19 protein-coding genes are annotated in these 21,009 nt (G+C 73.6%); 12 read left to right on the top strand and 7 right to left on the bottom strand.

Features of this window, described 5'->3' with window-relative positions; all coding sequences use genetic code 11:
* Window positions 1-299: 299 nt before the first annotated feature.
* The 9 genes from ACA511_RS37455 (at window position 300) to ACA511_RS37415 (ending at window position 8,084) form a co-directional block, all read left to right on the top strand.
* Window positions 300-1,364 carry a methionine ABC transporter ATP-binding protein gene (locus tag ACA511_RS37455; RefSeq protein ID WP_375029471.1) on the top strand — a complete coding sequence of 355 codons (1,065 nt, stop codon included), beginning with the start codon at window positions 300-302 and terminating at the stop codon, window positions 1,362-1,364.
* Window positions 1,361-2,017: a methionine ABC transporter permease gene (locus tag ACA511_RS37450; protein WP_375029470.1), complete on the top strand. Its 657-nt coding sequence runs from the start codon at window positions 1,361-1,363 to the stop codon at window positions 2,015-2,017. Before ACA511_RS37455 ends, ACA511_RS37450 begins: the two co-directional genes overlap by 4 nt.
* A 20-nt stretch (window positions 2,018-2,037) precedes the next feature.
* Window positions 2,038-2,853 (top strand): MetQ/NlpA family ABC transporter substrate-binding protein, encoded by an 816-nt coding sequence (locus ACA511_RS37445; protein WP_375029469.1) that lies wholly within the window; start codon window positions 2,038-2,040, stop codon window positions 2,851-2,853.
* 121 nt (window positions 2,854-2,974) lie between these two features.
* Window positions 2,975-3,937, top strand: coding sequence for an STM4015 family protein (locus ACA511_RS37440; RefSeq protein ID WP_375029468.1), 963 nt, complete (start codon window positions 2,975-2,977; stop codon window positions 3,935-3,937).
* Window positions 3,934-4,062 carry a hypothetical protein gene (locus ACA511_RS37435; RefSeq protein ID WP_375029467.1) on the top strand — a complete coding sequence of 43 codons (129 nt, stop codon included), beginning with the start codon at window positions 3,934-3,936 and terminating at the stop codon, window positions 4,060-4,062. The genes ACA511_RS37440 and ACA511_RS37435 overlap by 4 nt, the downstream gene beginning before the upstream one ends.
* Window positions 4,059-5,165 carry an STM4014 family protein gene (locus ACA511_RS37430; protein WP_375029466.1) on the top strand — a complete coding sequence of 369 codons (1,107 nt, stop codon included), beginning with the start codon at window positions 4,059-4,061 and terminating at the stop codon, window positions 5,163-5,165. The genes ACA511_RS37435 and ACA511_RS37430 overlap by 4 nt, the downstream gene beginning before the upstream one ends.
* Window positions 5,153-5,953 (top strand): STM4013/SEN3800 family hydrolase, encoded by an 801-nt coding sequence (locus tag ACA511_RS37425; RefSeq protein ID WP_375029465.1) that lies wholly within the window; start codon window positions 5,153-5,155, stop codon window positions 5,951-5,953. Before ACA511_RS37430 ends, ACA511_RS37425 begins: the two co-directional genes overlap by 13 nt.
* Window positions 5,950-7,230: an STM4012 family radical SAM protein gene (locus tag ACA511_RS37420; RefSeq protein WP_375029464.1), complete on the top strand. Its 1,281-nt coding sequence runs from the start codon at window positions 5,950-5,952 to the stop codon at window positions 7,228-7,230. Before ACA511_RS37425 ends, ACA511_RS37420 begins: the two co-directional genes overlap by 4 nt.
* Window positions 7,230-8,084, top strand: coding sequence for an STM4011 family radical SAM protein (locus ACA511_RS37415; RefSeq protein WP_375029463.1), 855 nt, complete (start codon window positions 7,230-7,232; stop codon window positions 8,082-8,084). Before ACA511_RS37420 ends, ACA511_RS37415 begins: the two co-directional genes overlap by 1 nt.
* Window positions 8,085-8,213: 129 nt before the next feature.
* On the opposite strand, the gene ACA511_RS37410 is transcribed toward ACA511_RS37415, so the two are convergent.
* From ACA511_RS37410 to ACA511_RS37400, 3 genes are read right to left on the bottom strand one after another with little or no spacing between them, the layout of a single operon-like run.
* Window positions 8,214-9,365, bottom strand: coding sequence for a DUF6745 domain-containing protein (locus ACA511_RS37410; RefSeq protein WP_375029462.1), 1,152 nt, complete (start codon window positions 9,363-9,365; stop codon window positions 8,214-8,216).
* A 9-nt stretch (window positions 9,366-9,374) separates the two neighbouring features.
* Window positions 9,375-9,701: a hypothetical protein gene (locus ACA511_RS37405; RefSeq protein WP_375029461.1), complete on the bottom strand. Its 327-nt coding sequence runs from the start codon at window positions 9,699-9,701 to the stop codon at window positions 9,375-9,377.
* A 44-nt stretch (window positions 9,702-9,745) separates the two neighbouring features.
* Complete coding sequence (locus ACA511_RS37400) at window positions 9,746-11,074, bottom strand: threonine/serine exporter ThrE family protein (RefSeq protein ID WP_375029460.1); 1,329 nt, start codon at window positions 11,072-11,074, stop codon at window positions 9,746-9,748.
* 193 nt (window positions 11,075-11,267) lie between these two features.
* On the opposite strand from ACA511_RS37400, the gene ACA511_RS37395 reads away from it, so the two are divergent.
* Window positions 11,268-13,361: a RecQ family ATP-dependent DNA helicase gene (locus tag ACA511_RS37395; protein WP_375029459.1), complete on the top strand. Its 2,094-nt coding sequence runs from the start codon at window positions 11,268-11,270 to the stop codon at window positions 13,359-13,361.
* A gap of 24 nt (window positions 13,362-13,385) precedes the next feature.
* Here ACA511_RS37395 and ACA511_RS37390 read toward each other — a convergent pair whose 3' ends face one another.
* Entirely contained in the window at window positions 13,386-13,898 is a 513-nt protein-coding gene (locus ACA511_RS37390; protein WP_375029458.1) for a pyridoxamine 5'-phosphate oxidase family protein, read from the bottom strand.
* A 16-nt stretch (window positions 13,899-13,914) separates the two neighbouring features.
* Entirely contained in the window at window positions 13,915-15,060 is a 1,146-nt protein-coding gene (locus ACA511_RS37385) for a serine hydrolase domain-containing protein (protein ID WP_375029457.1), read from the bottom strand.
* 994 nt (window positions 15,061-16,054) lie between these two features.
* On the opposite strand from ACA511_RS37385, the gene ACA511_RS37380 reads away from it, so the two are divergent.
* Complete coding sequence (locus ACA511_RS37380) at window positions 16,055-17,074, top strand: LysR family transcriptional regulator (RefSeq protein WP_375029456.1); 1,020 nt, start codon at window positions 16,055-16,057, stop codon at window positions 17,072-17,074.
* A 79-nt stretch (window positions 17,075-17,153) separates the two neighbouring features.
* Here ACA511_RS37380 and ACA511_RS37375 read toward each other — a convergent pair whose 3' ends face one another.
* On the bottom strand, window positions 17,154-18,077 hold the full coding sequence (locus ACA511_RS37375) for a carbohydrate kinase family protein (RefSeq protein WP_375029455.1): 924 nt from the start codon (window positions 18,075-18,077) through the stop codon (window positions 17,154-17,156).
* A 168-nt stretch (window positions 18,078-18,245) separates the two neighbouring features.
* Between ACA511_RS37375 and ACA511_RS37370 the strand changes: the two genes are divergently transcribed.
* The gene (locus ACA511_RS37370) at window positions 18,246-20,684 is read left to right on the top strand and encodes a GNAT family N-acetyltransferase (protein ID WP_375029454.1); all 2,439 of its coding nucleotides are present in this window, start codon (window positions 18,246-18,248) and stop codon (window positions 20,682-20,684) included.
* On the opposite strand, the gene ACA511_RS37365 is transcribed toward ACA511_RS37370, so the two are convergent.
* A complete protein-coding gene (locus ACA511_RS37365; RefSeq protein WP_375029453.1) occupies window positions 20,681-20,986 on the bottom strand; it encodes a hypothetical protein in 306 nt (101 codons plus the stop codon). The genes ACA511_RS37370 and ACA511_RS37365 overlap by 4 nt on opposite strands.
* Between the last annotated feature and the right edge of the window lie 23 nt (window positions 20,987-21,009).

Here is a 21,009-nt window from a genome sequence, read left to right as displayed (position 1 = left end):
GTACGCCCGTGCCGTGAGCACCGCCCGCCGACGCGGCGGGCCATGCGGTGTACGTGTCGACCGCGAATGTGTGACCGCTGAGGGCCCCTGCCTTAGCCTCGCGCCCCCGAAGCGAGCCCGTTCGCGACGACCCAGAGCCTCACATGCCTTTCGAACGCCATCTGCTGAGCCACGCGCCCTTCCCGCCCGGCCTGTCCTAGGCGCTCGCGCGCTGCGCGCCCCGCTGTTCCGCTGCGCCCCGCTGTTCCGCTGACCGTCGCCGCTCGTGCGGCGTCCCCCGCATGCCTGGGTGATTCCCTGTGATTCAGATCGAAAAACTCCGAAAAAGCTACCGTGACCGGGACCGCGAGGTCATCGCCGTCGACGGCGTCGATCTGGCCGTCGCCGAGGGCGAGGTCTTCGGCGTGCTCGGCCGCAGCGGCGCCGGCAAGAGCACCCTGCTGCGCTGCGTCAACCTGCTGGAACGTCCGGACGAGGGCCGCATCACGGTCGGCGGCCAGGACCTGCTCGCGCTGCGCGGCGCGAGCCTGCGCCGGGCCCGCCAGGGCATCGGCATGATCCACCAGCACTTCGGCCTGCTCGGCAGCCGGACGGTCGCCGGGAACGTGGCGTTCCCGCTGGAGGTCATGGGCGTCCCGCGCGCCGAGCGGGCCCGGCGCGTCGCCGAACTGCTGGAGCTGGTCGGGCTCGGCGAGCACGCACGCGCCTACCCGGCGCAGATCTCCGGCGGGCAGAAGCAGCGCGTCGGCATCGCCCGCGCCCTCGCCGGGCGCCCGAAGGTGCTGCTGTCGGACGAGGCGACGTCCGCCCTCGACCCGGAGACGACCGCGTCGATCCTGCAACTGCTCCGCGACCTGAACCGGCGGCTCGGCCTCACCATCCTGCTGATCACCCACGAGATGGACGTCGTGAAGCGCATCTGCGACTCGGCCGCGGTCATGCGGGACGGCCGCCTCACCGAGTCGGGGCCGGTGACGCGGCTGCTCGCCCGGCCGGGCTCGGAACTGGCGCGCGACCTGTTCCCGCTGCCGCCGGCGGAGCCCCGCGACGGGTGGACCCTCATCGAGGTCACCTTCACCGGCGGCGCCACCGACGAGCCGTTCGTGTCGGCGCTCGCCCGCAAGTACTCGCTGGACGTGAACATCCTCGGCGGCGCCGTGGAGACGGTCGGCGGCGAACGCGTCGGGCGGCTCCAGCTCGAACTGCCCGGCGACCCCGCGGTGAACGCGGCGCAGCTGGCGTTCCTGCGCGAGTCCGGGCTGGCCGTCGACGTCCGGAACCCCGGCGGCGTCCGGAACCCCCGAGACGTCCACGACGCCGATGTCCACGACGCCGGCGTCGAGAACCGGGAGGACGCCCGATGACCTGGAACGAAGTCGCACCGCTGCTGTGGCCCGCCACCGTGGACACCCTCTACATGACGGGCGTGGCCACGCTGTTCACCGTCGTCCTCGGCCTGCCGCTCGGGGTGCTGCTGGTGGTCACCGGCCGCGGCGGGCTGCTGCCCGCGCCGCCGGTCAACCGGGCGCTCGGCGTGGTCGTCGACATGGGCCGCTCGCTGCCGTTCCTGATCCTGATGGTGGCGATCATCCCGTTCACCCGGATCGTCGTCGGCACCAGCATCGGCAACGCCGCCGCGATCGTGCCGCTGACGATCGGCGCCATTCCCTTCTACGCGCGGCTCGTCGAGATCGCGCTGCGCGAGGTCGACCCCGGCGTGCTCGCCGCGGCGGACGCGATGGGCGCCACCCGCCGGGAGATCGTCGGCAAGGTCCTGCTGCGCGAGGCGCGGCCGGGCCTCGTGTCCGGGCTGACCGTCACCGTCATCGCGCTGATCGGCTACACGGCCATGGCGGGGACGGTCGGCGGCGGCGGGCTCGGCAACCTCGCCGTCGTCTACGGCTACGAGCGGTTCGAGACCAAGGTCATGGTCGCCACGGTCGCGCTGCTCATCGTCCTCGTCCTGCTCATCCAGGCCGCGGGGGACCTCGTCGCCCGCCGGCTGACCCACCGCTGATCCACAGAAAGGCACTCGTCGTGCTTCGCAAGATCATTGTCGCGCTGGCCTCCGTCGGTCTCCTCGCGGGACTGACCGCCTGCGGCTCCTCGGCGGCGTCGGACGATCCGGACGCCCCGCTGAAGGTCGCGGTCAACCCCGTCCCCCACGGCGACATCCTGACCTACGTCAAGGACAATCTGGCGGCCGAGGCCGGCCTCAAGATCGAGATCGTGGAGTTCAGCGACTACCAGCAGCCGAACACGGCGCTGGCGGAGAAGCAGGTCACCGCGAACTACTTCCAGCACGTGCCGTTCATGGAGGAGTTCGAGAAGCAGGCGGGGACGAAGCTGACGTTCGTCGCGCCCGTCCACCTGGAGCCGCTCGGCGTCTACTCCAAGAAGGCGAAGAGCCTGCGGGACGTCCCGCGCGGCGCGGAGGTCGCCGTCCCGAACGACCCCGCCAACGAGGGCCGCGCCCTGAAGCTCCTCGCCGCCAACGGGCTGCTCACCCTGAAGCCGGACGCGCCGGCCACCGCGACCCCGCGCGACATCGCGAGCAACCCGAAGGGGCTGAAGTTCACGCCGGTCAAGGCGGCGCAGCTGCCCCGTTCGCTGGCGGACGTGGACCTGGCGGTCATCAACGGCAACTACGCCATCGAGGCCGGGCTGGCGCCGAACAAGGACGCGCTCGCCGCCGAGAAGGCCGAGGGCAACCCGTACGCCAACGGCGTCGTCACCCTGCCGGAGAACAAGGACGACGCCCGCGTGAAGAAGCTCGTCGGGCTGCTGCAGGGCCCCGAGGTGAAGAAGTTCGTCGAGGACAAGTACAAGGGTTCGGTGCTGATCGCCTCCTGACGCACGGTCGCCGCCCGGCGGCGCGCCCCCGGCGCGGGGAGCCGTCCGGACGGAAACCGCCGCGGTTTGTCCGCCAGTCCTGATAGGACATGTGCCGACGAACTCGCGAAGGGGACGAACCATGGGCATTTACCAGCACCTCGACGAATATGCGGGCCTGCCGGTGGCCACATTCAACGAGGACACGGACGTGGAGGAGGTGACCGAGGAGGACGACGGCCGCGGCGGCGACGCGCTGCCGGCCGCGGCCGAGGCCGCCTGGTTCGTCGGGACGTCCTTCGACGAGGAGCCGTTCGGCGACGTCTTCGCGCGGTTCCTGCGCACGGTCGACACCACCGAGGTCACGGCGCTGATCATCGGCTACTGGGGCGCGTCCTACGACAGCGGCGCCGCCGACCCGGCGGCGGTGCTCACCGAGGCCGCCGCGTCCTTCCCCAAGCTGCGGGCCCTGTTCCTCGGCGACATCACCGGCGAGGAGTCGGAGATCTCCTGGATCGAGCACTCCGACGTCTCGCCGCTGCTCGCCGCGTTCCCCGACCTGGAGCGGTTCGAGGTGCGCGGCGCGCAGGGCCTCGTCCTCGACCCGGTCAAGAGCGACCGGCTCAAGGTGCTGCGGTTCGAGTCGGGCGGGCTGCCGGCCGCCATCGTCCGGGCCGTGGCGGCGAGCGAGCTGCCGAACCTGGAGCACCTCGACCTGTGGCTCGGCGAGGACAACTACGGCGGCGACGCGGCGGTCGCCGACCTCGCGCCGATCCTCAGCGGCGAGCGGCTGCCCGCGCTGCGCCACCTCGGCCTGGAGGACAGCGAGATCCAGGACGAGATCGCCGCGGCCGTGGCGGGCGCGCCCGTCGTCGCGCGGCTGGAATCGCTCAGCCTGGCGATGGGCGTCCTCACCGACCGGGGCGCCGAGGCGCTGCTCGCCGGGCAGCCGCTCACCCACCTGCGCAAGCTGGACCTGCACCACCACTTCCTGTCGGACGCCATGGTGGAGCGGGTGAAGGCGGCGCTGCCCGGCGTCGAGGTCGACCTGGACGACCAGGAGAAGCCGGACGGCGACTGGCACTACATCGCGGTATCCGAATGATCGGGGAACGCCTCCCGGCGTTCGCCGGTCTCCCCGTCCACGCCTTCGGCGGGGAGCCGGCGGGCGGCCCGCCTCCCGCCGCCGGCGAGGCCGCCTGCGGCTCCCGCATCGCGATCGCGGAATGAACCTCGTCGTGGTGGGGACGCCCGGCGACCGGCGTCCCGGGCTGTTCGCGGAGGCGTGCCGGTCCGCGGGCCTGCCCGGACCGCGGCTCGTCCCCTGGACGGACGTGCTGCGCGGCGTCCCGCTTCCCTTTCGGGCGGGCGATCTGGTGCGCGTCGACTCGCCGGGGGAGGACCGCGCGGCCGACGCGCTGCTGCGCGGCCCCGGCGAACCGGCCCGGGTGGGCGGCGGCGCACGCTGGTACGCGACGTTCACGGCGGCGCTGCGGCGGCTGTCCGGCGAGGCGACGGCGGCCGGGGCGCGGCTGCTCTGCGACATCGGCGACATCGCCGTCATGTTCGACAAGCGGCTGTCGCAGGCCCGGCTGTCGGCCGCCGGGGTGCCCGTCCCCGCCGTCCTGCCGGACATCGACGGGTACGCGGCGCTCCGCTCGCGGATGGACGAGACGGGGGAGCGGCGGGTGTTCGTCAAGCCGGCGCACGGCTCGTCCGCGTCCGGGGTCGTCGCGCTGCAGACCGCGCCGGGCCGGGTGAGGGCCGTGACCTCGGCGTTCATGGCGGGCGACCGGCTGCTCAACGCGCTGCGCGTGCGCTCCTACGGGAGCGAGCAGGAGGTCGGGGCGCTGATCGGCCTGCTCGCGCCGGACGGCCTGCATGTGGAGCGGTGGCTGCCCAAGGCCGCACTCGGCGGACGCGTGTTCGACCTGCGCGTCGTCGTGGTCGGCGGCGAGCCCACGCATGCGGTCGTCCGGACGAGCCGCACGCCGATGACCAACCTGCACCTGGGCGGCGCCAGGGGAGACCTGGGAGCGGTGCGGCGCGCGCTCGGCGAGGACGGATGGCGGCGGGCGCTCGACGTGTGCGCGCGGGCCGCCGCCTGCTTCCCGGGCAGCCCGATGGTCGGCGTCGACCTGCTCGTGGGGGCGGGCATGAAACGGTTCGCGGTGTGCGAGGTGAACGCCTTCGGCGACCTGCTTCCCGGGCTGACCGGCTTTCCGGGCGGCCCCGCCGAGGGGCTCGACACCTACGCCGCGCAGGTCAGGTCGTACGCCGCGCAGGCCGAGTCGTGTGCCGCGCGGGTCAGGTCGCTCGCATGCGCGACATGAACCGCGTCATCGGCAGCCACGATCTGCTGCTGGTGACCCTCGACACGCTGCGCTACGACGTGGCCGCCGAACTGGCCGCGTCCGGCGGGACGCCCACGCTCGCCGGGCTGCTGCCGGGAGGCCGCTGGGAGCGCCGCCACACGCCGGGCAGCTTCACCTACGCCGCGCACGCCGCGATGCTGGCCGGGTTCATGCCGACGCCCGCGTCCCCCGGGCCGCACCCGCGGCTCTTCGCCGGGGCGTTCCCCGGCAGCGAGACGACCGCGCCCGGTACGTGGACGTTCGACGCCGCCGACCTGCCGTCCGGGCTCGCGGCCGCCGGGTACCACACCGTCTGCGTGGGCGGCGTCGGGTTCTTCAACAAGCTGACGCCGCTCGGGTCGGCGCTGCCGTCCCTGTTCGCCGAGAGCCACTGGGAGCGCGCGTTCGGCGTGACCGACCCGGAGGCGCTGCCCAACCAGATCGACCGCGCCGCCGAGGTCGCGGGGCGGCTCCCAGCCGACCGGCGCCTGTTCATGCTGCTGAACGTCGCGTCCCTGCACCAGCCCAACTGGTTCTATCTGCCCGGGGCCACGCGGGAGGACGGGGACACCCGCGCCAGCCACGCCGCCGCCCTCCGCCATGTCGACGCCCACATCGGCCGGCTGTTCGCGTCGATGCGCCGCCCCTGCTTCGTCATCGTCTGCTCCGACCACGGGACGGCCTACGGCGAGGACGGCCACACCGGGCACCGCATCGGCCACGAGGCCGTCTGGACCGTTCCGTACGGAGAGTTCGTTCTAACGTGAAGCCTTACCAGGGATACGTCTACGCGTACCCGCACAAGACCGCCTACCGGCCGCTGGACCCGTCCCCCCAGCTGAGCGATGTGTGGACGGCGGAGTCGCTCGACGCGCTCTTCCTCTACCTCCATGTGCCCTTCTGCGAGATGAGGTGCGGTTTCTGCAACCTCTTCACCCGCACGGGCGCCCCCGAAGAACTGACCGGCGCCTACCTGGACGCGCTCGACCGGCAGGCGACCGCCGTACTGGACGCCCTGGACGGCGCCGCCTTCGCCACGGCGGCCTTCGGCGGCGGCACCCCGACCTACCTCACGGCGCCTGAACTGGAACGCCTCTGCGACATCGCCGGACGGTTCCGCGGCTTCGGCTCGATCCCCCTCGGCGTGGAGACGTCCCCCGCCACCGCGACGACCGACCGGCTCACCGTGCTCGCCGAACGCGGAACCACCCGGATCTCCATCGGCGTGCAGAGCTTCATCGACGAAGAGGCGCGCGCGGCCGTGCGGCCCCAGAAACGCGCCGAAGTGGAGGCCGCGCTAGACCGGATCAGGGCAGTGGGCTTCCCGACCCTCAACATCGACCTCATCTACGGCATCGACGGCCAGACACCGGCGACATGGCTGCACTCCCTGAACGCCGCGCTCGCGTGGCGTCCGGAGGAGATCTACCTGTACCCCCTCTACGTCCGGCCGCTGACCGGTCTGGGACGCCGTGCCCAAGACTGGGACGACCAGCGCCTCACCCTCTACGGCATCGGGCGTGACCACCTCTTGGCCGAGGGCTACGAACAGGTGTCGATGCGGATGTTCCGCCTGCCCGGCGACGCCGCCACCGGCACCGAGTACTGCTGCCAGACCGACGGCATGGTCGGCCTGGGATGCGGGGCCCGTTCCTACACGTCCCGCCTGCACTACTCATTCGAGTACGCGGTCGGTGCCGGCCAGGTGCGGTCCATCATCGACTCCTACGTGAGCGAGACCGACTTCACGACCGCCCGTGTCGGCTTCGCTCTGGACGACGACGAGAAGCGCCGCCGCCACCTGATCCAATCCCTCCTCCAGACGGGCGGGGTCGACCGGGCCGCCTACCGCGCGCGCTTCGGCGCCGACCCGCTGGACGACTTCACCGGCGATCTCGCATCGTTCGGCGACCGCGGATGGCTGGACGCGACGGACGGCACGGTGCGGCTGACGCCGGAAGGTCTCGCCTACTCCGACGCCATCGGCCCCGCGCTGTTCTCGTCCAGCGTCCAGGCGCTCATGGACTCCTACGAGGCCCGCTGATGGACCACCTCACCATCCTCTACCGGGGCCCGCTCTCCAGCTGCGACTACGACTGCCCGTACTGCCCCTTCGCCAAGCGCCGCGACACCCCGGCCCAGCTCCGCGCCGACCGCGCCGCGCTCGAACGCTTCACGGAATGGGTCTCCGCCTGCGGCCACCCGGTCTCGGTCCTGTTCACGCCGTGGGGCGAGGGCCTGGTGCGCTCCTGGTACCGGCAGGCCCTCACCGCCCTGAGCCACCTGCCCCATGTGGAACGGGTCGCGATCCAGACCAACCTCAGCCACCGCGTCTCCTGGACGGCCGACGCCGACCTCACCCGGCTCGCGCTGTGGGCGACGTACCACCCCGGGCAGGTCCCCTACGAGCGGTTCCTGGGCAAGTGCCGCGACCTGACGGACCGCGGCGTCCGCCACAGCGTCGGGATCGTCGGGCAACCGGGCCACCTCGACGCCGCCCGCCGGCTGCGCGCCGACCTGCCCGCCGACACCTACCTCTGGGTCAACGCCGCCGAGGGACGCGTCTACGACGACGCGGAGGCGGCCCAGTGGACCGACATCGACCCGCTCTTCCCGCTCAGCCGCCGCCCCCACGCCAGCCGCGGCCTCCCCTGCCGGACGGGGCAGACGGTCGTGTCCGTGGACGGCGACGGCACCGTCCGGCGCTGCCACTTCGTCCCGACCGTCCTGGGCAACCTCTACGACGGCACGTTCCGCGACGCGCTGGCCCCGCGCCCCTGCCCCCTCGACACCTGCGACTGCCACATCGGCTACGTCCACCTGGAGCCGTTGGGCCTCTACGAGACCTTCGCCAACGGCGTGCTGGAACGGATCCCCGCCCTCCTCGGCCTCCCATAGGCCGCAGCAGCGGCCCCGGGGCCGGCGCTCCACCGCGCCGGCGGCAAGCTCACCTGGGCGCGGACGGCGACGCGTGAGGCGGGCGCCCCTTGGTGACTGGGGAAGTGCGACCAAGGGGCGCCCGCGGGCTCAGGTCTGCTTCTCGGGGTGGTAGTCGGCCTCGTCCACACCGAACGTCCAGGCGACGCCCGCGCGCGCTGTGCGGGTGCCGGGCGGGACGCGCAGATAGTAGATGCGATGCGTGCCGTCGGGTTCGGGCGTGGAGTTGACCACCTCGACCATCACCACGGGTTCGTCGCCGGGCAGGTCGATGCACCAGAGGACGCCGGTCTCGTCCCGGTGCAGGGGACGCGCGCCCGTCTCGGCCAGGTACCGGTCGTATCCGAAGATCTCCAGCATGACCCGCCGCAGCTCGGCGTTCTCCTCGGACGAGATGCGGTCGGGCGTGAGGCCGGTCAGCGAGGAGACGAAGTCGGGCGGGATCGGCATGCCGCGCCAGGCGTGCAGGGCGAATCCGTCCGGGTAGGCGAGGGCGGGGCCGTCGCCCCGGTGCAGGCGCCCGGGCTCGTCCCGATGCAGCTCGCCGGGACGTTCCGACAGGATCACCAGCCGCTCGTAGGGCCACCACCAGCCGGCCGAGCGGGCGACCTCCGCGACGCCGGCGAGCGGGCCGTCCAGCCGTCCGACCGCCTCGAACAGCGCCAGCCACGGCGCGTCGTGCTGGCCCAGGACCGCGTCGAGCGTCGCGGCGCGCAGCAGCGACGCCGCCTGCTCCCGCTCCGGGGCGGGCAGCGGGCTCCCGGCGGCGGGCGGACGGGCGTGGGCCTGCTCGCCGACGGCGGCGCGGACCCGCGTCACCAGCGACTGGACCTGGTCCCAGAGCAGGCCGCCGGTCTCGGCCCACGTGCGCGGCCACTGCTCCGGCCCCTGTTCGGCGGAGGCCGCCGCACGTTCGGCCTCCCAGGGGCGGGTGCGCACGTCCGCGAGGACGCTCCCGCCCGCCGCTCCCTCGCCCAGGTCGGCGCGGGCCCGCTCGACCAGGCCGCCGAGCCCCGCCGCCCGGAGGACGTCGCCGTGCCCCGCCAGCACGGCCGCCGCGACGGCGCCGCGCGCGGGGGAGGGCACCCACACGAACCGTTCGGGGGCGTCCAGGCCGGCGGCGGCGTAGGCCGCGGCCACGCCCGCCTCGGCCCGGCTCCGGTCGGCGGGACCGGTGCCGAACGCCGCCGACTGCCAGTCGCCGACCACGAAGTGGGACTCGCGTACCGTCGCGCTGAGCATCCCGCCCCCTCAGTCGGCCACGACGCGGACGGCGCCGGGCACGTACTCGCGCTGCCGGATCACCCGGTACCACCCCTTGGGCAGGGTGATCGCCGCGTGCTCCTCGTGGACGAGGCGCCCGCCCGAGGGCAGGTGCAGATGGTCCGGTGCGAGCGGATCGGGCACCCGCCGCAGCGCGCCGGGAGCGGTCAGCGCGTGCGCGTGCCCGGTCGCCTCGCCGAGCGCCAGCACCATGCGCCCCCGGCCGTCGCGCGGGGCCGGCGGCCGGTCGCGGACGGACCGCGGGACCGCCTCCTCCGGTACGGGCAGGATCAGGATGTCTCCCTGTCGGTACATGCGGCGAACGTAACCTCCGCCACCGACAGAACGGCGGGCGGAGATCAGAAGCCGCGGGTGCGGCGCGCCGCCGGCCGCGCCCAGCGTCCGGACCCGCCGAGACCGACGTGCTGGAACGCCCGGACGAGCTCGCCGCCCAGGTTCACGCCGGCTCCGAGCGCCAGCGCGACGGAGATGGCCCCGATGAGGCTCAGCACCCCCGTGTTCGGCGAGCCGGTGTTGAGCTCGACCATGCCCCGGTAGAGCGCCGTCCCCGGCAGGAGGGGCCCGATGGCCGGGACCACGAACGGCATGGCGGGCTGGTTGTTCCTGCGGGCCAGCCAGTTCGCCGCGATACCGACGACGATGGCCGCCAGTGCCGCCGCCAGCACGGGCGGGACGTCCCACCCGCGCGCGAGGACGTACAGCACCCAGATCAGCCCTCCGCCCACGCCCGCGGCCATGAGGACCTCCCTCGGCGCGGCGAGGGAGATGGCGAACGTGACCGAGATGGCGGCGGCGGCCAGGACCGCGACCGGTCTCAGCTCCGCCGCCGCCGTGGGCAGGTGCTTGACGTCGATGGGCACGTTCATGTTGACCGCGAGGTAGACGACCGCGCCGAGCCCCGCGACGATCGCGGCGATCATGAAGAACACCTCCAGGACCCGGGCCCCGGCGCTCACCAGGTCGCCGGTGATGCCGTCCTGGATGCTGGCGACCAGCGGGCGTCCCGGCAGCAGGGCCAGGATCGCCCCGGTGACGATCGTGGCGGCGTGCTCCGGGTTGCCCAGGGCCACCACCACGGCCGCGGCCGCGGCGCCGATCGCGGCGGCCACCGTCAGCTGGAAGAACTCCGCGATGCCGCGCCGCGCCAGGGCGGCGGCGGTGCGGTCGCCGAGCAGCGTGGCGAAGAAAGCGGTGGACGCCACCAGGGGCCCGCCACCGGACAGCACACTGCCCGACGCGGCGATGAGGCCCAGCGACGCGACCATGAGCCAGGCCGGATAGGGAGCGCGGCCCCTTTTTATCTCCGCGAGGCGCTTGTGGGCGTCGTCCAGCTCCAACATGCCGATGGACGCGTCCTGGACGAGCTGGTGCAGCGCGGTCAGCCGCCAGTAGGCCGGGGTACGGCGCCGGATGGCCCGCGTCCCCGTCATGGGCGCCCCGCCCTTGCCGGGATGGGCCGAGACCAGAAGGCTCGTCAGCGTGACCTGGACCTCGCAGCGGGGCAGTTCGTAGGCCACGGCCAGGCTGAGCATCGCCTCGTTGACGCGCTCGGTGGTCTCGCCACTGGCCAGCAGCAGCTCGCCCACGCGCAGGACCAGGTCGATCGCCAGCGGATCGACGGTCTCGCCGGGCTCCTCCTCCGGGGGTTCGGGAGGCGAGACGTCCATCAGGACATGCCATGTCCGTCGCAAGCGTTCGGCCGCGCGCATCCCCCCGCTCGTGCCCCTTCCCGCCTTGTAACCGATCTTGACTGGCAGGCTACCCGCGGCCCGGTCATCCAAAATGCGCGGCTCCCACCCGGCTTGTCCACAGAACGCGATTCTGGTGCGGTGTCCTCCGCGGCGCTGGTACCAAGGACGCATGAGCACTTCAGACCGGCTCCGGGACGATGCCGAGCGGTGCCTGCGCGCACTCGCCGGCGACCACGCGCGGCTCCGCGACGACCAGTGGACGGCGATCCGCGCGCTCGTCGTCGAGCGGCGCCGGGCCCTGGTCGTGCAGCGCACCGGCTGGGGCAAGTCCGCCGTCTACTTCGTGGCGACGCGGCTGCTCCGCGAGCGCGGCGCCGGCCCCACCGTGATCGTCTCGCCGCTGCTGGCGCTGATGCGCAACCAGATCGAGGCCGCCGACCGGGCCGGCATCCACGCCCGCACGATCAACTCGTCCAACACCGGCGACTGGGACCAGATCTTCGACGAGGTGGAGGCCGGCGAGGTCGACGTCCTGCTCGTCAGCCCCGAACGGCTCAACAACCCCGACTTCCGCGACCTCGTCCTGCCCAAGCTCGCGGCCGGCGCCGGCCTGGTCGTCGTCGACGAGGCGCACTGCATCTCCGACTGGGGCCACGACTTCCGGCCCGACTACCGGCGGCTGCGCACCCTGCTCGCCGAGCTGCCGCCCGGCGTCCCGGTGCTCGCCACGACCGCCACCGCCAACGCCCGCGTCACCCAGGACGTCGCCGAGCAGCTCGCCGGCGACGACGCCCTCGTCCTGCGCGGCCCGCTGGAGCGCGAGTCGCTGCACCTCGCCGTCGTCGCGCTCCCCACCGCCGAGCAGCGCATCGCCTGGCTGGAGGAGCACCTCGCCGACCTGCCTGGCTCCGGGATCATCTACACGCTCACCGTCGCCGCGGCCCACGAGATCACCGGCTACCTGCGCGACCGGGGCCACGAGGTCGCCGCCTACTCCGGCCAGACCGAGCAGGCCGAGCGCCTCCAGGCCGAGCAGGACCTCCAGGACAACAAGCTCAAGGCCCTCGTCGCCACCAGCGCCCTCGGCATGGGCTTCGACAAACCCGACCTCGGCTTCATCGTCCACGTCGGCGCCCCGCAGTCGCCCGTCGCCTACTACCAGCAGATCGGGCGCGCCGGGCGCGGCGTCGAGCGCGCCGAGGTCATCCTGCTCCCCGGCCGGGAGGACCGCGACATCTGGGCCTACTTCGCCAGCCTCGCCTTCCCGCCGGAGCAGACCGTCCGCGCCACCCTCGACGTCCTGGAGACGGCGGGCCGCCCGCTGTCCACCGGCGCCCTCGAACCCATGGTCGACCTCACCCGGTCCCGGCTCGAGATGATGCTCAAGGTCCTCGACGTGGACGGCGCGGCCCGCCGCGTCAAGGGCGGCTGGACGGCCACCGGCGAACCCTGGTCCTACGACCGCGAACGCTACGAGCGCGTCACCGCCGAGCGCCGCCGCGAACAGCAGGCGATGCTCGACTACATCTCGACCGGGGGCTGCCGCGAGGAGTACCTGCGCCGCCAGCTCGACGACCCCGGCGCCGCTCCCTGCGGCCGCTGCGACAACTGCACGGGCCGCCACTGGCCCACCGACGTCACCCGGGAGAGCACCACCCAGGCCCGCGACCGCCTGCACCGCCCCGGCGTCGACATCGCACCCCGGCGCATGTGGCCCACCGGCGTGAAGGACGACCTCGGCGTCTCCGGCCGCATCAAACCCGACCTCCAGGCCGAGACGGGCCGCGCCCTCGGCCGCCTCACCGACATCGGCTGGGGCAACCGCCTCCGCGACCTGTTCGCCGCGCCCGACACCGACGTCCCCGCCGACCTGGTCGACGCCGTCGTCAAGGTCCTCGCCGCCTGGGACTGGCCCGCCCGGCCCACCGGTGTCGTCACGATCGGCTCCCGCTCCCGCCCCCGCCTCGTGACGACGTTCGGCCGGAGCATCGCCCAGATCGGCCGCCTGGCCTACCTGGGCGAACTCACGCCCCTCGGCGATCCCGTCCCGCGCCGCCACAACAGCGCCCAGCGCCTCCAGTCCGTCTGGCACACCCTGGCCGTCCCCGAAGACCTGGCCGCGGCACTCCGCGAGAACCCCGTCCCCGTCCTCCTCGTGGACGACCGGGTGGAGTCCGGCTGGACGATGACCGTGGCCACCCGCCTCCTCAAGGAATCAGGCGCCGGAACCGTCCTGCCGCTGACCCTGGCGATCCCCAACTGACCGGCGGAGCCGTGCTCCCGGCCCCTACGAAGCAGCCGCGGTGTAGCTGGTCTGCGCGAAGGTGCCCTTGCTGAACGCGAGGATCTTCGCGGGGTGGACGGCGAAGACGAGCGCCTCGCCCCCGTCCGCATGGGTGAAACCGCTGTCGGACGCCTCGAACCGCCACTGGCCGTCCCATTTGGCCGCCCAGGCGGTGGCGAGCCGTTCGAGGTCGGCGCGCGCGGTGACGCGCTCGGCCGCACCCTCGACGATCACGTCGAGTCCCTCGTCCCACCGGTTGCAGCCGGTGGTCAGCGCCACCTGGGGGTTGCCGGCGAGATTCAGGGCCTTCTGCTCTTCGGCGCCCGTGGAGAAGTGGAGCGCACCGTCGAGCCACACGGCCACGAGGGGTGTGACGTGCGGCCGCCCATCGGTGCGGACGGTGGTGATCCAGAACAGCTGCGCCGATTCCAGGGCGTCCCGGACGGCCGCCCACGGCACCGGCGAGGCGCCGGGGTCGCTGAACCGTTCGTCGAGCCGGGCCATCGGATCCTTCATGATTTCTCCCATCGGTTCATGCTGAGAAGGCGTCGCCGACGATGCGGTCGATCTCCGACGCGGCCGTCAGGTCCGCGTCGAAGCGGTTGCGCATCACCGCCACGGCGACGCCGGAGTCGATGTCGGCGTACGCGGCCGAGCCGTTCATGCCGACCATGCCGAAGGCGGATCCGGCGCTGCCGAAGGCGGATCCGGCGCTGCCGGAGGCGGATCCGGCGCTGCCTCGCGCGCCGCCGGGCCGGTAGTCGCTGAACCCGAAGGCCCAGGTGGCGGACATGCCCATGACCTCGTCCCTGCCCTCGTACTGCAACGCCGCCATCTCGGCCAGCCGCGCCGGCGAGACCAGGTCGACCCCGTCGGCATGGCCCAGCAGGGCGGAGTAGAGGCGGGCCGCCCCGCGGGCGGTCATCGTCCCGGCCGAGGGGATGTCCGCGCGCAGCACGTCGGCCCGGTTGGCGTAGGCGGCGTCGGGGCGGATGCCCGGCGGAAGCGCCCGGTCGAGCGGCGATCCGGGCTCCGGCGGGCCGGGCGGCGGCCCGGTCGCGGGTTCCTGGCGCGCGACCCGGCCCAGCAGGGCCTCGGGTACGCCGAAGTGGACCTCGTCCTCGATGCCGAGCGGGCGGGTGACGGCTTCGCGGAGCCACCACGCGAGGCCGCGCCCCGTGGCGCGCCGCACGATCTCGCCGAGCAGGAAGCCGAAGGTCTGCGCGTGGTAGCCGAAGCGAGTGCCGGGCTCCCACCAGGGCCGCGACCCGGCCAGCATCGCGCACATGCGGTCCCAGTCGCACAGGTCCTCGACCGCGGTGTCGTACGGCGGCGCGGGAACGCCAGCGGTGTGCAGCAGGACGTGGCGGAGCGTCACCCCGCCCTTGCCGTGGGCCGCGAACTCCGGCCAGACGTCCGCCGCCCTCATGTCGTAGGCGAGTTCGCCGCGCTCCACGAGCACGTGAGCCACCGCCGACGCCACCCCCTTGGCGGCGGAGGCGGCGTAGAACAGCGTGTCCGGCGCGACGGCGCGCCCCCGCCCGAGATCGGCCGCACCTCCGGCCGCGTCCGCGACCACCCGGCCACGCTGGACGACCGAAACCTGCAGCCCGACCTCCCCGCCGTCCCCCACCAGCCGGTCGACGGCCCCCTGCACCCGCTCCTGCAGACCAGTCACCGCATGCCCCCCACCAGTCGGTCGACGGCCTCCTGCGCCAGCTCCCGCAGACCGCTCACCGCGCGCACCCCTCAGCCGGTCGACCGGTCCCTGCGCCTGCTTCCGCAAAGCGCTCACCGCACGCCCCACCCGCCGGTCGACCGAGCAGGACCGTCCGAACGCTCATGACATGCCCCAGGGGGAGTGGCTCACGACACCGTGTGCGAGCAGCCCACCGGGACCGGGTGTTCCGTCGTCGGTGGACGGGGGCGGAGGGAGTGAGGGGGGGCGTGGTGGGGCGGTCTGCTAGGCCATGAGCCCTGGCTTGGGTCGCCCGGCCCGGCGCGCGGGATCGGGTGGCGGCCGTGGCCCGCCCGCGCGCCCCTGTGAGCGCGGGCGGCACGGGCCGGCCTGACGCGTGTTCCGCATGGCCGGGCATGGTGCCCCCTCCCGGAGTGGTCGTCGGCCGTGCGGCGGCCGTGGCGGGGTGGTGGTCTCCTGGTAGACCTCCGGGCCGTGGCTTACTCATCGGTGGAGCTTCGGCTTTCCCGGATTCGTCGGGAATTCAGTGCCCCGGTCCCGCCAGGTATCGCGACCTTGGCGGGGTCGCCTTCGCCGGGTGTCGGCCCAGGGCCGGCGGATCGTGGCCGCCCGCGCGCCCCCGTGGGCGCGGGCGGGACGATCGGGCCGGCCCGTGCGCGCGGCCCCGCGCACGGGCCGGCGTCCGGTCCCGGCGCCGCGGCGGAGAAGTGCCGCGGCGAGCGGGAGTCGGTGGCGCCGGGCGGCGGCCCCGGCGGCCGGCACCGCCGGGGCACGCCCGGGAACGCCGCCGTCCGGGTGGGACGGATGACGGCGGCGTGGTCTGGAGAAAGTGTTCTAGAGGTTAGAAAACTCTGTCCAGTTGTTTGCAAGAACATCTTGAGATAAGTTCAGCGGGAAATGTCATCAGTTCCCGCCCGGGTGGCCGCTCGGCCATTTCCGCGGGACGGCGAAACAGGTAGTAATGTCCCTCTCCGTGACCCTCGACGTGCTGCTGGAATGCCCGTCCGGGCTGCTCGATACGACGTTCGACCAGCTGCGGACCCTTCTGGTGGTGCACGAGACCGGGTCCGCGCTGCGGGCCGCGCGCGTCCTCGGGAGGGAGCAGTCGAGCGTCCAGAAGCAGCTCGACATCCTGAACCGCAACAGCCAGGGCCTCTGCGGCGAGGTGCTGACCGTCCGGCAGGGGCGCGGCAAGGACTACCTGTTCACGCCCACGGGTGAGAGCACCGTCGAACTGGCGCGCATGACGTTCGACAAATGGCTGGAATCCGTTCATCTGAGCCGGCGCCGCCTCGGCCGGATGCTGACCGTCGGCACCACCGAGTTCACCCTGCCGATCGTCTCCCGCGCCTGGAACCGGGTCTCGGAGGAGTTCCGGCAGCGCGAGGTGGAGTTCAAGGTCGCCCACGTCCGCACCAAGGACGTGTGGTCGCGGCTGGAGAACCGGCAGGTCGACCTGATCTGCGGCAGCATCGTCAGCACCCCCGAGGGCGACCTGCGGCTGAAGGAGTACGAGGTCATCGAGTACGCGCGGGGCCAGGCGCTGCTGCTGACCAACCTGCCGGAGGGCGAGCTGCCGGACGCGCCCGTCGACACCAGCGGGCTCGGCCGCGTCCCGCTGGTGGTGCCGCCCGCCGGCCTGGTCGCCGACCTGCTGGCGACCTGGTACGGGGCGAACTTCCGCGACCGGCTCAACGTCGTCGCCGACATCGACGACGTCCACTACGGGCTGTCGCTGCTGCGGTCCGGGTTCGTCCGCGGCTGCATGATCGTCACCGGTTCGATCGGCCGGGGCATGGCCGCCCAGGACGACCCCGACGCCGTCCCGCTCCGCGCCATCAGACTCCACGACGACCTGGAGCCCAAGGCCGAGCTGATGACCGGCGCCTTCGTCCGCCGCGCCGACCTGGAGCGCTACGACGCCGGCCATCCCCTCAACCGCCTCTGGGCGGCGGTGAAGGAGGACGTCCGCACCTACACCCCGCTCGCCTGACCGCGGCCGGACCACTTCCAGCGCGCCGCCGGGCAACGGCGACCGCGCGGGCCGGACTCCGGCCCGCGCTCCGAGCGGGTCAGTTGATCTGGTTGTCGATCACGTCGAGGGAGGGGCGGGCGCCCAGGTGCTTCATGGCCTGGGCGGCGAGGCGGCAGCCGGCGGTGAGGGCGTCGGCGGGCTGCTTGCCGTCCAGCCAGGGCGGCAGGAAGCCCGCGACGAACGCGTCACCGGCGCCGGTGCCGTCGACGATCTTCTCGACGGGCTCGGCGGCGACGGTGACGGGCTCCGGGCGGCCGTTGGTGTACCAGATGGCGCCGTCCGGGCCGGTCTTGATCACGACCTGCGGGTACCAGGCGGTCAGCACCTTGGCTGCCTGCTCCGGCGTGTCCCGGCCGGTGAGGATCTCGGCCTCTTTGGTGTTGACGACGAGGAGGCGGGCGCCCTGCGTCCACTCCAGGAAGGGCTCCGCGCCCATGCGCTTGAGCGGCGAGGACGAGCCGCCGTCCACCGACACGGACATCTGCGCCTTGCGGGCGAGGTCCAGGGTGTGGATGGCGGCCTTGCGGGAGCCCTCGTTGATCAGCGAGTAGCCGGAGAGGTGCATATGGGTGCCCTGCGAGAACAGGTCCTTGCAGCGCTCGATGTCCTCGGGGAGGAGCGCGGCGTTGGCGCCCGGGTCCGACAGCATGGTCCGGTCGCCCTTGTGGGTGACCATCACCACGCACGTGCCGGTGGGACGTTCCTGGTCCATGACGAGGCGGGCGTCGACGCCGTACCCCATCATCTCCATGTCCCGGTTCCGGCCCGCGATGTCGGAGCCGCGGCGGCCGACGAACGCGACCTCGACCCCCTCCAGGGCGAGCCAGGCTGCCACATTGGCACCCGAGCCGCCTCCGTGAGTCGTCACGGCGGCCGGCGTGTCGCTTCCCTTGGCCAACGGGAACGCGGCACGCGCCACGGTATCTGTCATAAGATCGCCGACCACGACCACGCGCGTCATGGAGTCATCACCTCGATCAACACGGCCCGCGCGAGCGGCAATTCTTGGACGTGTGGTTGACCGTAACAGCTCCTGAGCCCCGATTAGGTCTCGAACGCGCAGCGAAACGCGGGGAAGCCTGATTTTTCCCGCGCGGGCCGCGAGCGTCCGTGCCTTACCCTCGGGTACGTGACCGAGCGTTACCCGGACCAATGGGAGGCCGACGTCGTCCTCAGCGACGGCGGGACGGCCCACCTGCGCCCCATCCGGCCCGAGGACGCGGACCTGCTGCGCGCCTTCCACGACCGGCTGTCCCCCGAGTCGATCTACTACCGGTTCTTCTCGCCGCGCCCGCACCTGTCGGACCGCGACGTCGAGCACTTCACCACGGTCGACCACGACCGGCGCGTCGCGCTGATCGCCACGATCGCTGGGGTGATGGTGGCGGTCGTCCGGTACGACCGGCTCAGCGACCGGCCCGAGACCGCGGAGGTCGCCTTCCTCGTGGAGGACGCGCACCAGGGGCGCGGCCTCGGCGCGGTGCTGCTGGAGCACATCGCGGCGGCCGCGCGGGAGCGGGGCGTGCGCCGGTTCGTGGCGAGCGTGCTGCCCGACAACCGCCGGATGACGCGGGTGTTCCGGGAGGCGGGCTACCGGGCCGAGCAGCGGTTCGAGGAGGGCGTGATCGAGCTCGTCCTCGACCTGGAGCCGACCGACACCTCGCTGGAGGTCATGACGGCCCGCGAGCACCGGGCCGAGTCGCGCTCGATCCAGCGGCTGCTGTTCCCGGGGTCGGTCGCGGTGATCGGGGCGAGCCGCGCGGAGCACAGCGTCGGGCAGACGGCCCTGCGCAACCTGCTCGCCGGAGACTTCACCGGGCCCGTCTACCCGGTGCATCCGACGGCGGTGGCGGTGGCGGGGGTCCGCGCGTACGCGTCCGTCCTGGAGATCCCCGACGATGTCGACCTCGCGGTCGTCGCCGTCCGCGCCGACGCCGTGCACGAGGTCGTGGAGGAGTGCGCGAGCAAGGGCGTGCGCGGCCTGGTCGTGGTGTCGTCCGGCTTCGGCGAGGTGGGGGAGGAGGGACGCGCCGCCCAGAAGGAACTGGTGAGCCTCGCGCGCGCCTACGGGATGCGCGTCGTCGGTCCCAACTGCCTGGGCATCGCCAACACCGACCCTGACGTGCGCCTCAACGCGACCCTGGCGCCGACCATGCCGGGACGCGGCCCGGTCGGCTTCTTCTCCCAGTCCGGCGCGCTCGGCATCGCTATCCTGCAGCGGACGGCCGAACGCGGCCTCGGTCTGTCCACGTTCGTCTCCGCCGGGAACCGGGCGGACGTCTCCGGCAACGACCTCATGCAGTACTGGGAGGAGGACCCGGCGACCAAGGCCGTCCTGCTGTACCTGGAGTCGCTGGGCAACCCGCGCAAGTTCGCGCGGCTGGCGCGCAGGCTCGGCCGCCGCAAGCCGATCGTGGCGGTGAAGAGCGGCCGCAGCACGCAGGGCGTCCCCCTCGGGCACGCCGCGAGCGCGCTCACGCTCGCCGACCACGCGGTGAGCGCGCTGTTCGAGCAGGCGGGCGTCATCCGCGTCGAGGACCTGTCCGAGCTGTTCGACGTCGCGCAGGTGCTCGCCTACCAGCCGCTCCCCGCCGGCGACCGCATCGCGATCATCGACAACTCCAACTCGCTGGGCCTGCTGGCGCAGGACGAGGCCGCCGCGCTCGGCCTGGACGTCCGGCCGCGCATCGACCTCGGCCCCCGCGCGGACGCCGACGACTACGAGGCCGCGCTCGCCGGCGCGCTGGCCGACGACACGGTCGACGCGGTCGTGGCGCTGTTCACGCCGCCGACGATCGGCGGCTACGACGTGCGCGTCCCCGAGAAGATCCTCCGGCTCGCCGCCGGCACCGGCAAGCCGATCGTGGCGACCTACCTGGGCGGCGAGGGCATGCCCGCCGACCTGCGCGTCCCCGGCCCGGACGGGATGCCCGCCGAGGGCTCGGTGCCGTCCTATCCCTCGCCGGAGGACGCCGTACGCGCGCTGGCGTACGTGATCCGGTACGCGCAGTGGCGGCAGCGGCCCGCGGGCCGCACGCCGGTGTTCGACGACGTCGACCGCGACCGCGCGCGCGTCCTGGTCGCGGAATGGCTCGGCGACGGCGGCCCGGTGGACGTCGCGCCCGAGCAGGCGGCCGAGCTGCTCCGCTGCTACGGCATCGAGGTCGGCGGCGGCGGGGACGGGGTGCCGACCCGCATCGTGGTCAGGGAGGACCGCTCCTTCGGCGCGCTGATCTCGTTCGGCATCGCCGACGAGACCGCCGCCCTGCTGGACGACCGCGCCTACCGCCTGTCGCCGCTCGCGGACGTGGAGGCGGCGGAGATGATCCGCGCGATCCGCACCGCCCCGCTGCTGCTCGGCCACCGGGGCGCCGAACCCGTGGACGTGCGGGCCCTGGAGCGGCTGCTGCTGCGCGCGTCCCGCCTCGGCTACGACCTTCCCGAGGTGGCGCGGCTGGAGCTGGCCCCGGTCGTGGTCGACGGGGCCGGCGCCACGGTGCGCGAGGCGAGGCTGACGCTCGAGCGCCCCCTCGGCCCCCGCGCGGAGATGGGGCCCCGCCGCCTCTAACCGGGCGGCCCCGGCGGGCGCGGGTCCGGAGTGGGCGGGACGGGGTCGGGTTCGGGACCCGGCGGGATCGGCTCCGGCGGCGGGGACGGCGGCGTCGGCTCCGGAGCCGGACCGGGCGGAGTGGGCTCCGGCGGCGGACCGGGCGGGACGGGCTCGGGCGACGGCCCCGGCGGGACGGGACCGGGCGGCCGCGGCGCCGGGCCGGGCGGCGGCTGCGGCGGCACCGGCGGCTGCGGCGCGGGGGCCGGGTCCGGGGTGGGCGGCGGCACCGGCGGCGGGGTCGGCAGTGGATGCTCGTCCATGCCCGCCCCCTACCCGCCAGGCG

This window comes from Actinomadura sp. GTD37, from assembly GCF_041951365.1.
Lineage (GTDB): Bacteria > Actinomycetota > Actinomycetes > Streptosporangiales > Streptosporangiaceae > Spirillospora.
This window is presented reverse-complemented; position numbering and strand designations above follow the sequence as displayed.

Coding starts and splice junctions, on each gene's coding strand:
- ACA511_RS37400 (WP_375029460.1), bottom strand. CDS start 11,074: ATGGACGTCTCGCCTCCCGAACCCCCGGAGGAGGAGCCCGGCGAGACC.
- ACA511_RS37365 (WP_375029453.1), bottom strand. CDS start 20,986: ATGGACGAGCATCCACTGCCGACCCCGCCGCCGGTGCCGCCGCCCACC.
- ACA511_RS37375 (WP_375029455.1), bottom strand. CDS start 18,077: ATGACGCGCGTGGTCGTGGTCGGCGATCTTATGACAGATACCGTGGCG.
- ACA511_RS37390 (WP_375029458.1), bottom strand. CDS start 13,898: ATGAAGGATCCGATGGCCCGGCTCGACGAACGGTTCAGCGACCCCGGC.
- ACA511_RS37430 (WP_375029466.1), top strand. CDS start 4,059: ATGAACCTCGTCGTGGTGGGGACGCCCGGCGACCGGCGTCCCGGGCTG.
- ACA511_RS37410 (WP_375029462.1), bottom strand. CDS start 9,365: ATGCTCAGCGCGACGGTACGCGAGTCCCACTTCGTGGTCGGCGACTGG.
- ACA511_RS37450 (WP_375029470.1), top strand. CDS start 1,361: ATGACCTGGAACGAAGTCGCACCGCTGCTGTGGCCCGCCACCGTGGAC.
- ACA511_RS37415 (WP_375029463.1), top strand. CDS start 7,230: ATGGACCACCTCACCATCCTCTACCGGGGCCCGCTCTCCAGCTGCGAC.
- ACA511_RS37425 (WP_375029465.1), top strand. CDS start 5,153: ATGCGCGACATGAACCGCGTCATCGGCAGCCACGATCTGCTGCTGGTG.
- ACA511_RS37440 (WP_375029468.1), top strand. CDS start 2,975: ATGGGCATTTACCAGCACCTCGACGAATATGCGGGCCTGCCGGTGGCC.
- ACA511_RS37395 (WP_375029459.1), top strand. CDS start 11,268: ATGAGCACTTCAGACCGGCTCCGGGACGATGCCGAGCGGTGCCTGCGC.
- ACA511_RS37435 (WP_375029467.1), top strand. CDS start 3,934: ATGATCGGGGAACGCCTCCCGGCGTTCGCCGGTCTCCCCGTCCACGCC.
- ACA511_RS37405 (WP_375029461.1), bottom strand. CDS start 9,701: ATGTACCGACAGGGAGACATCCTGATCCTGCCCGTACCGGAGGAGGCG.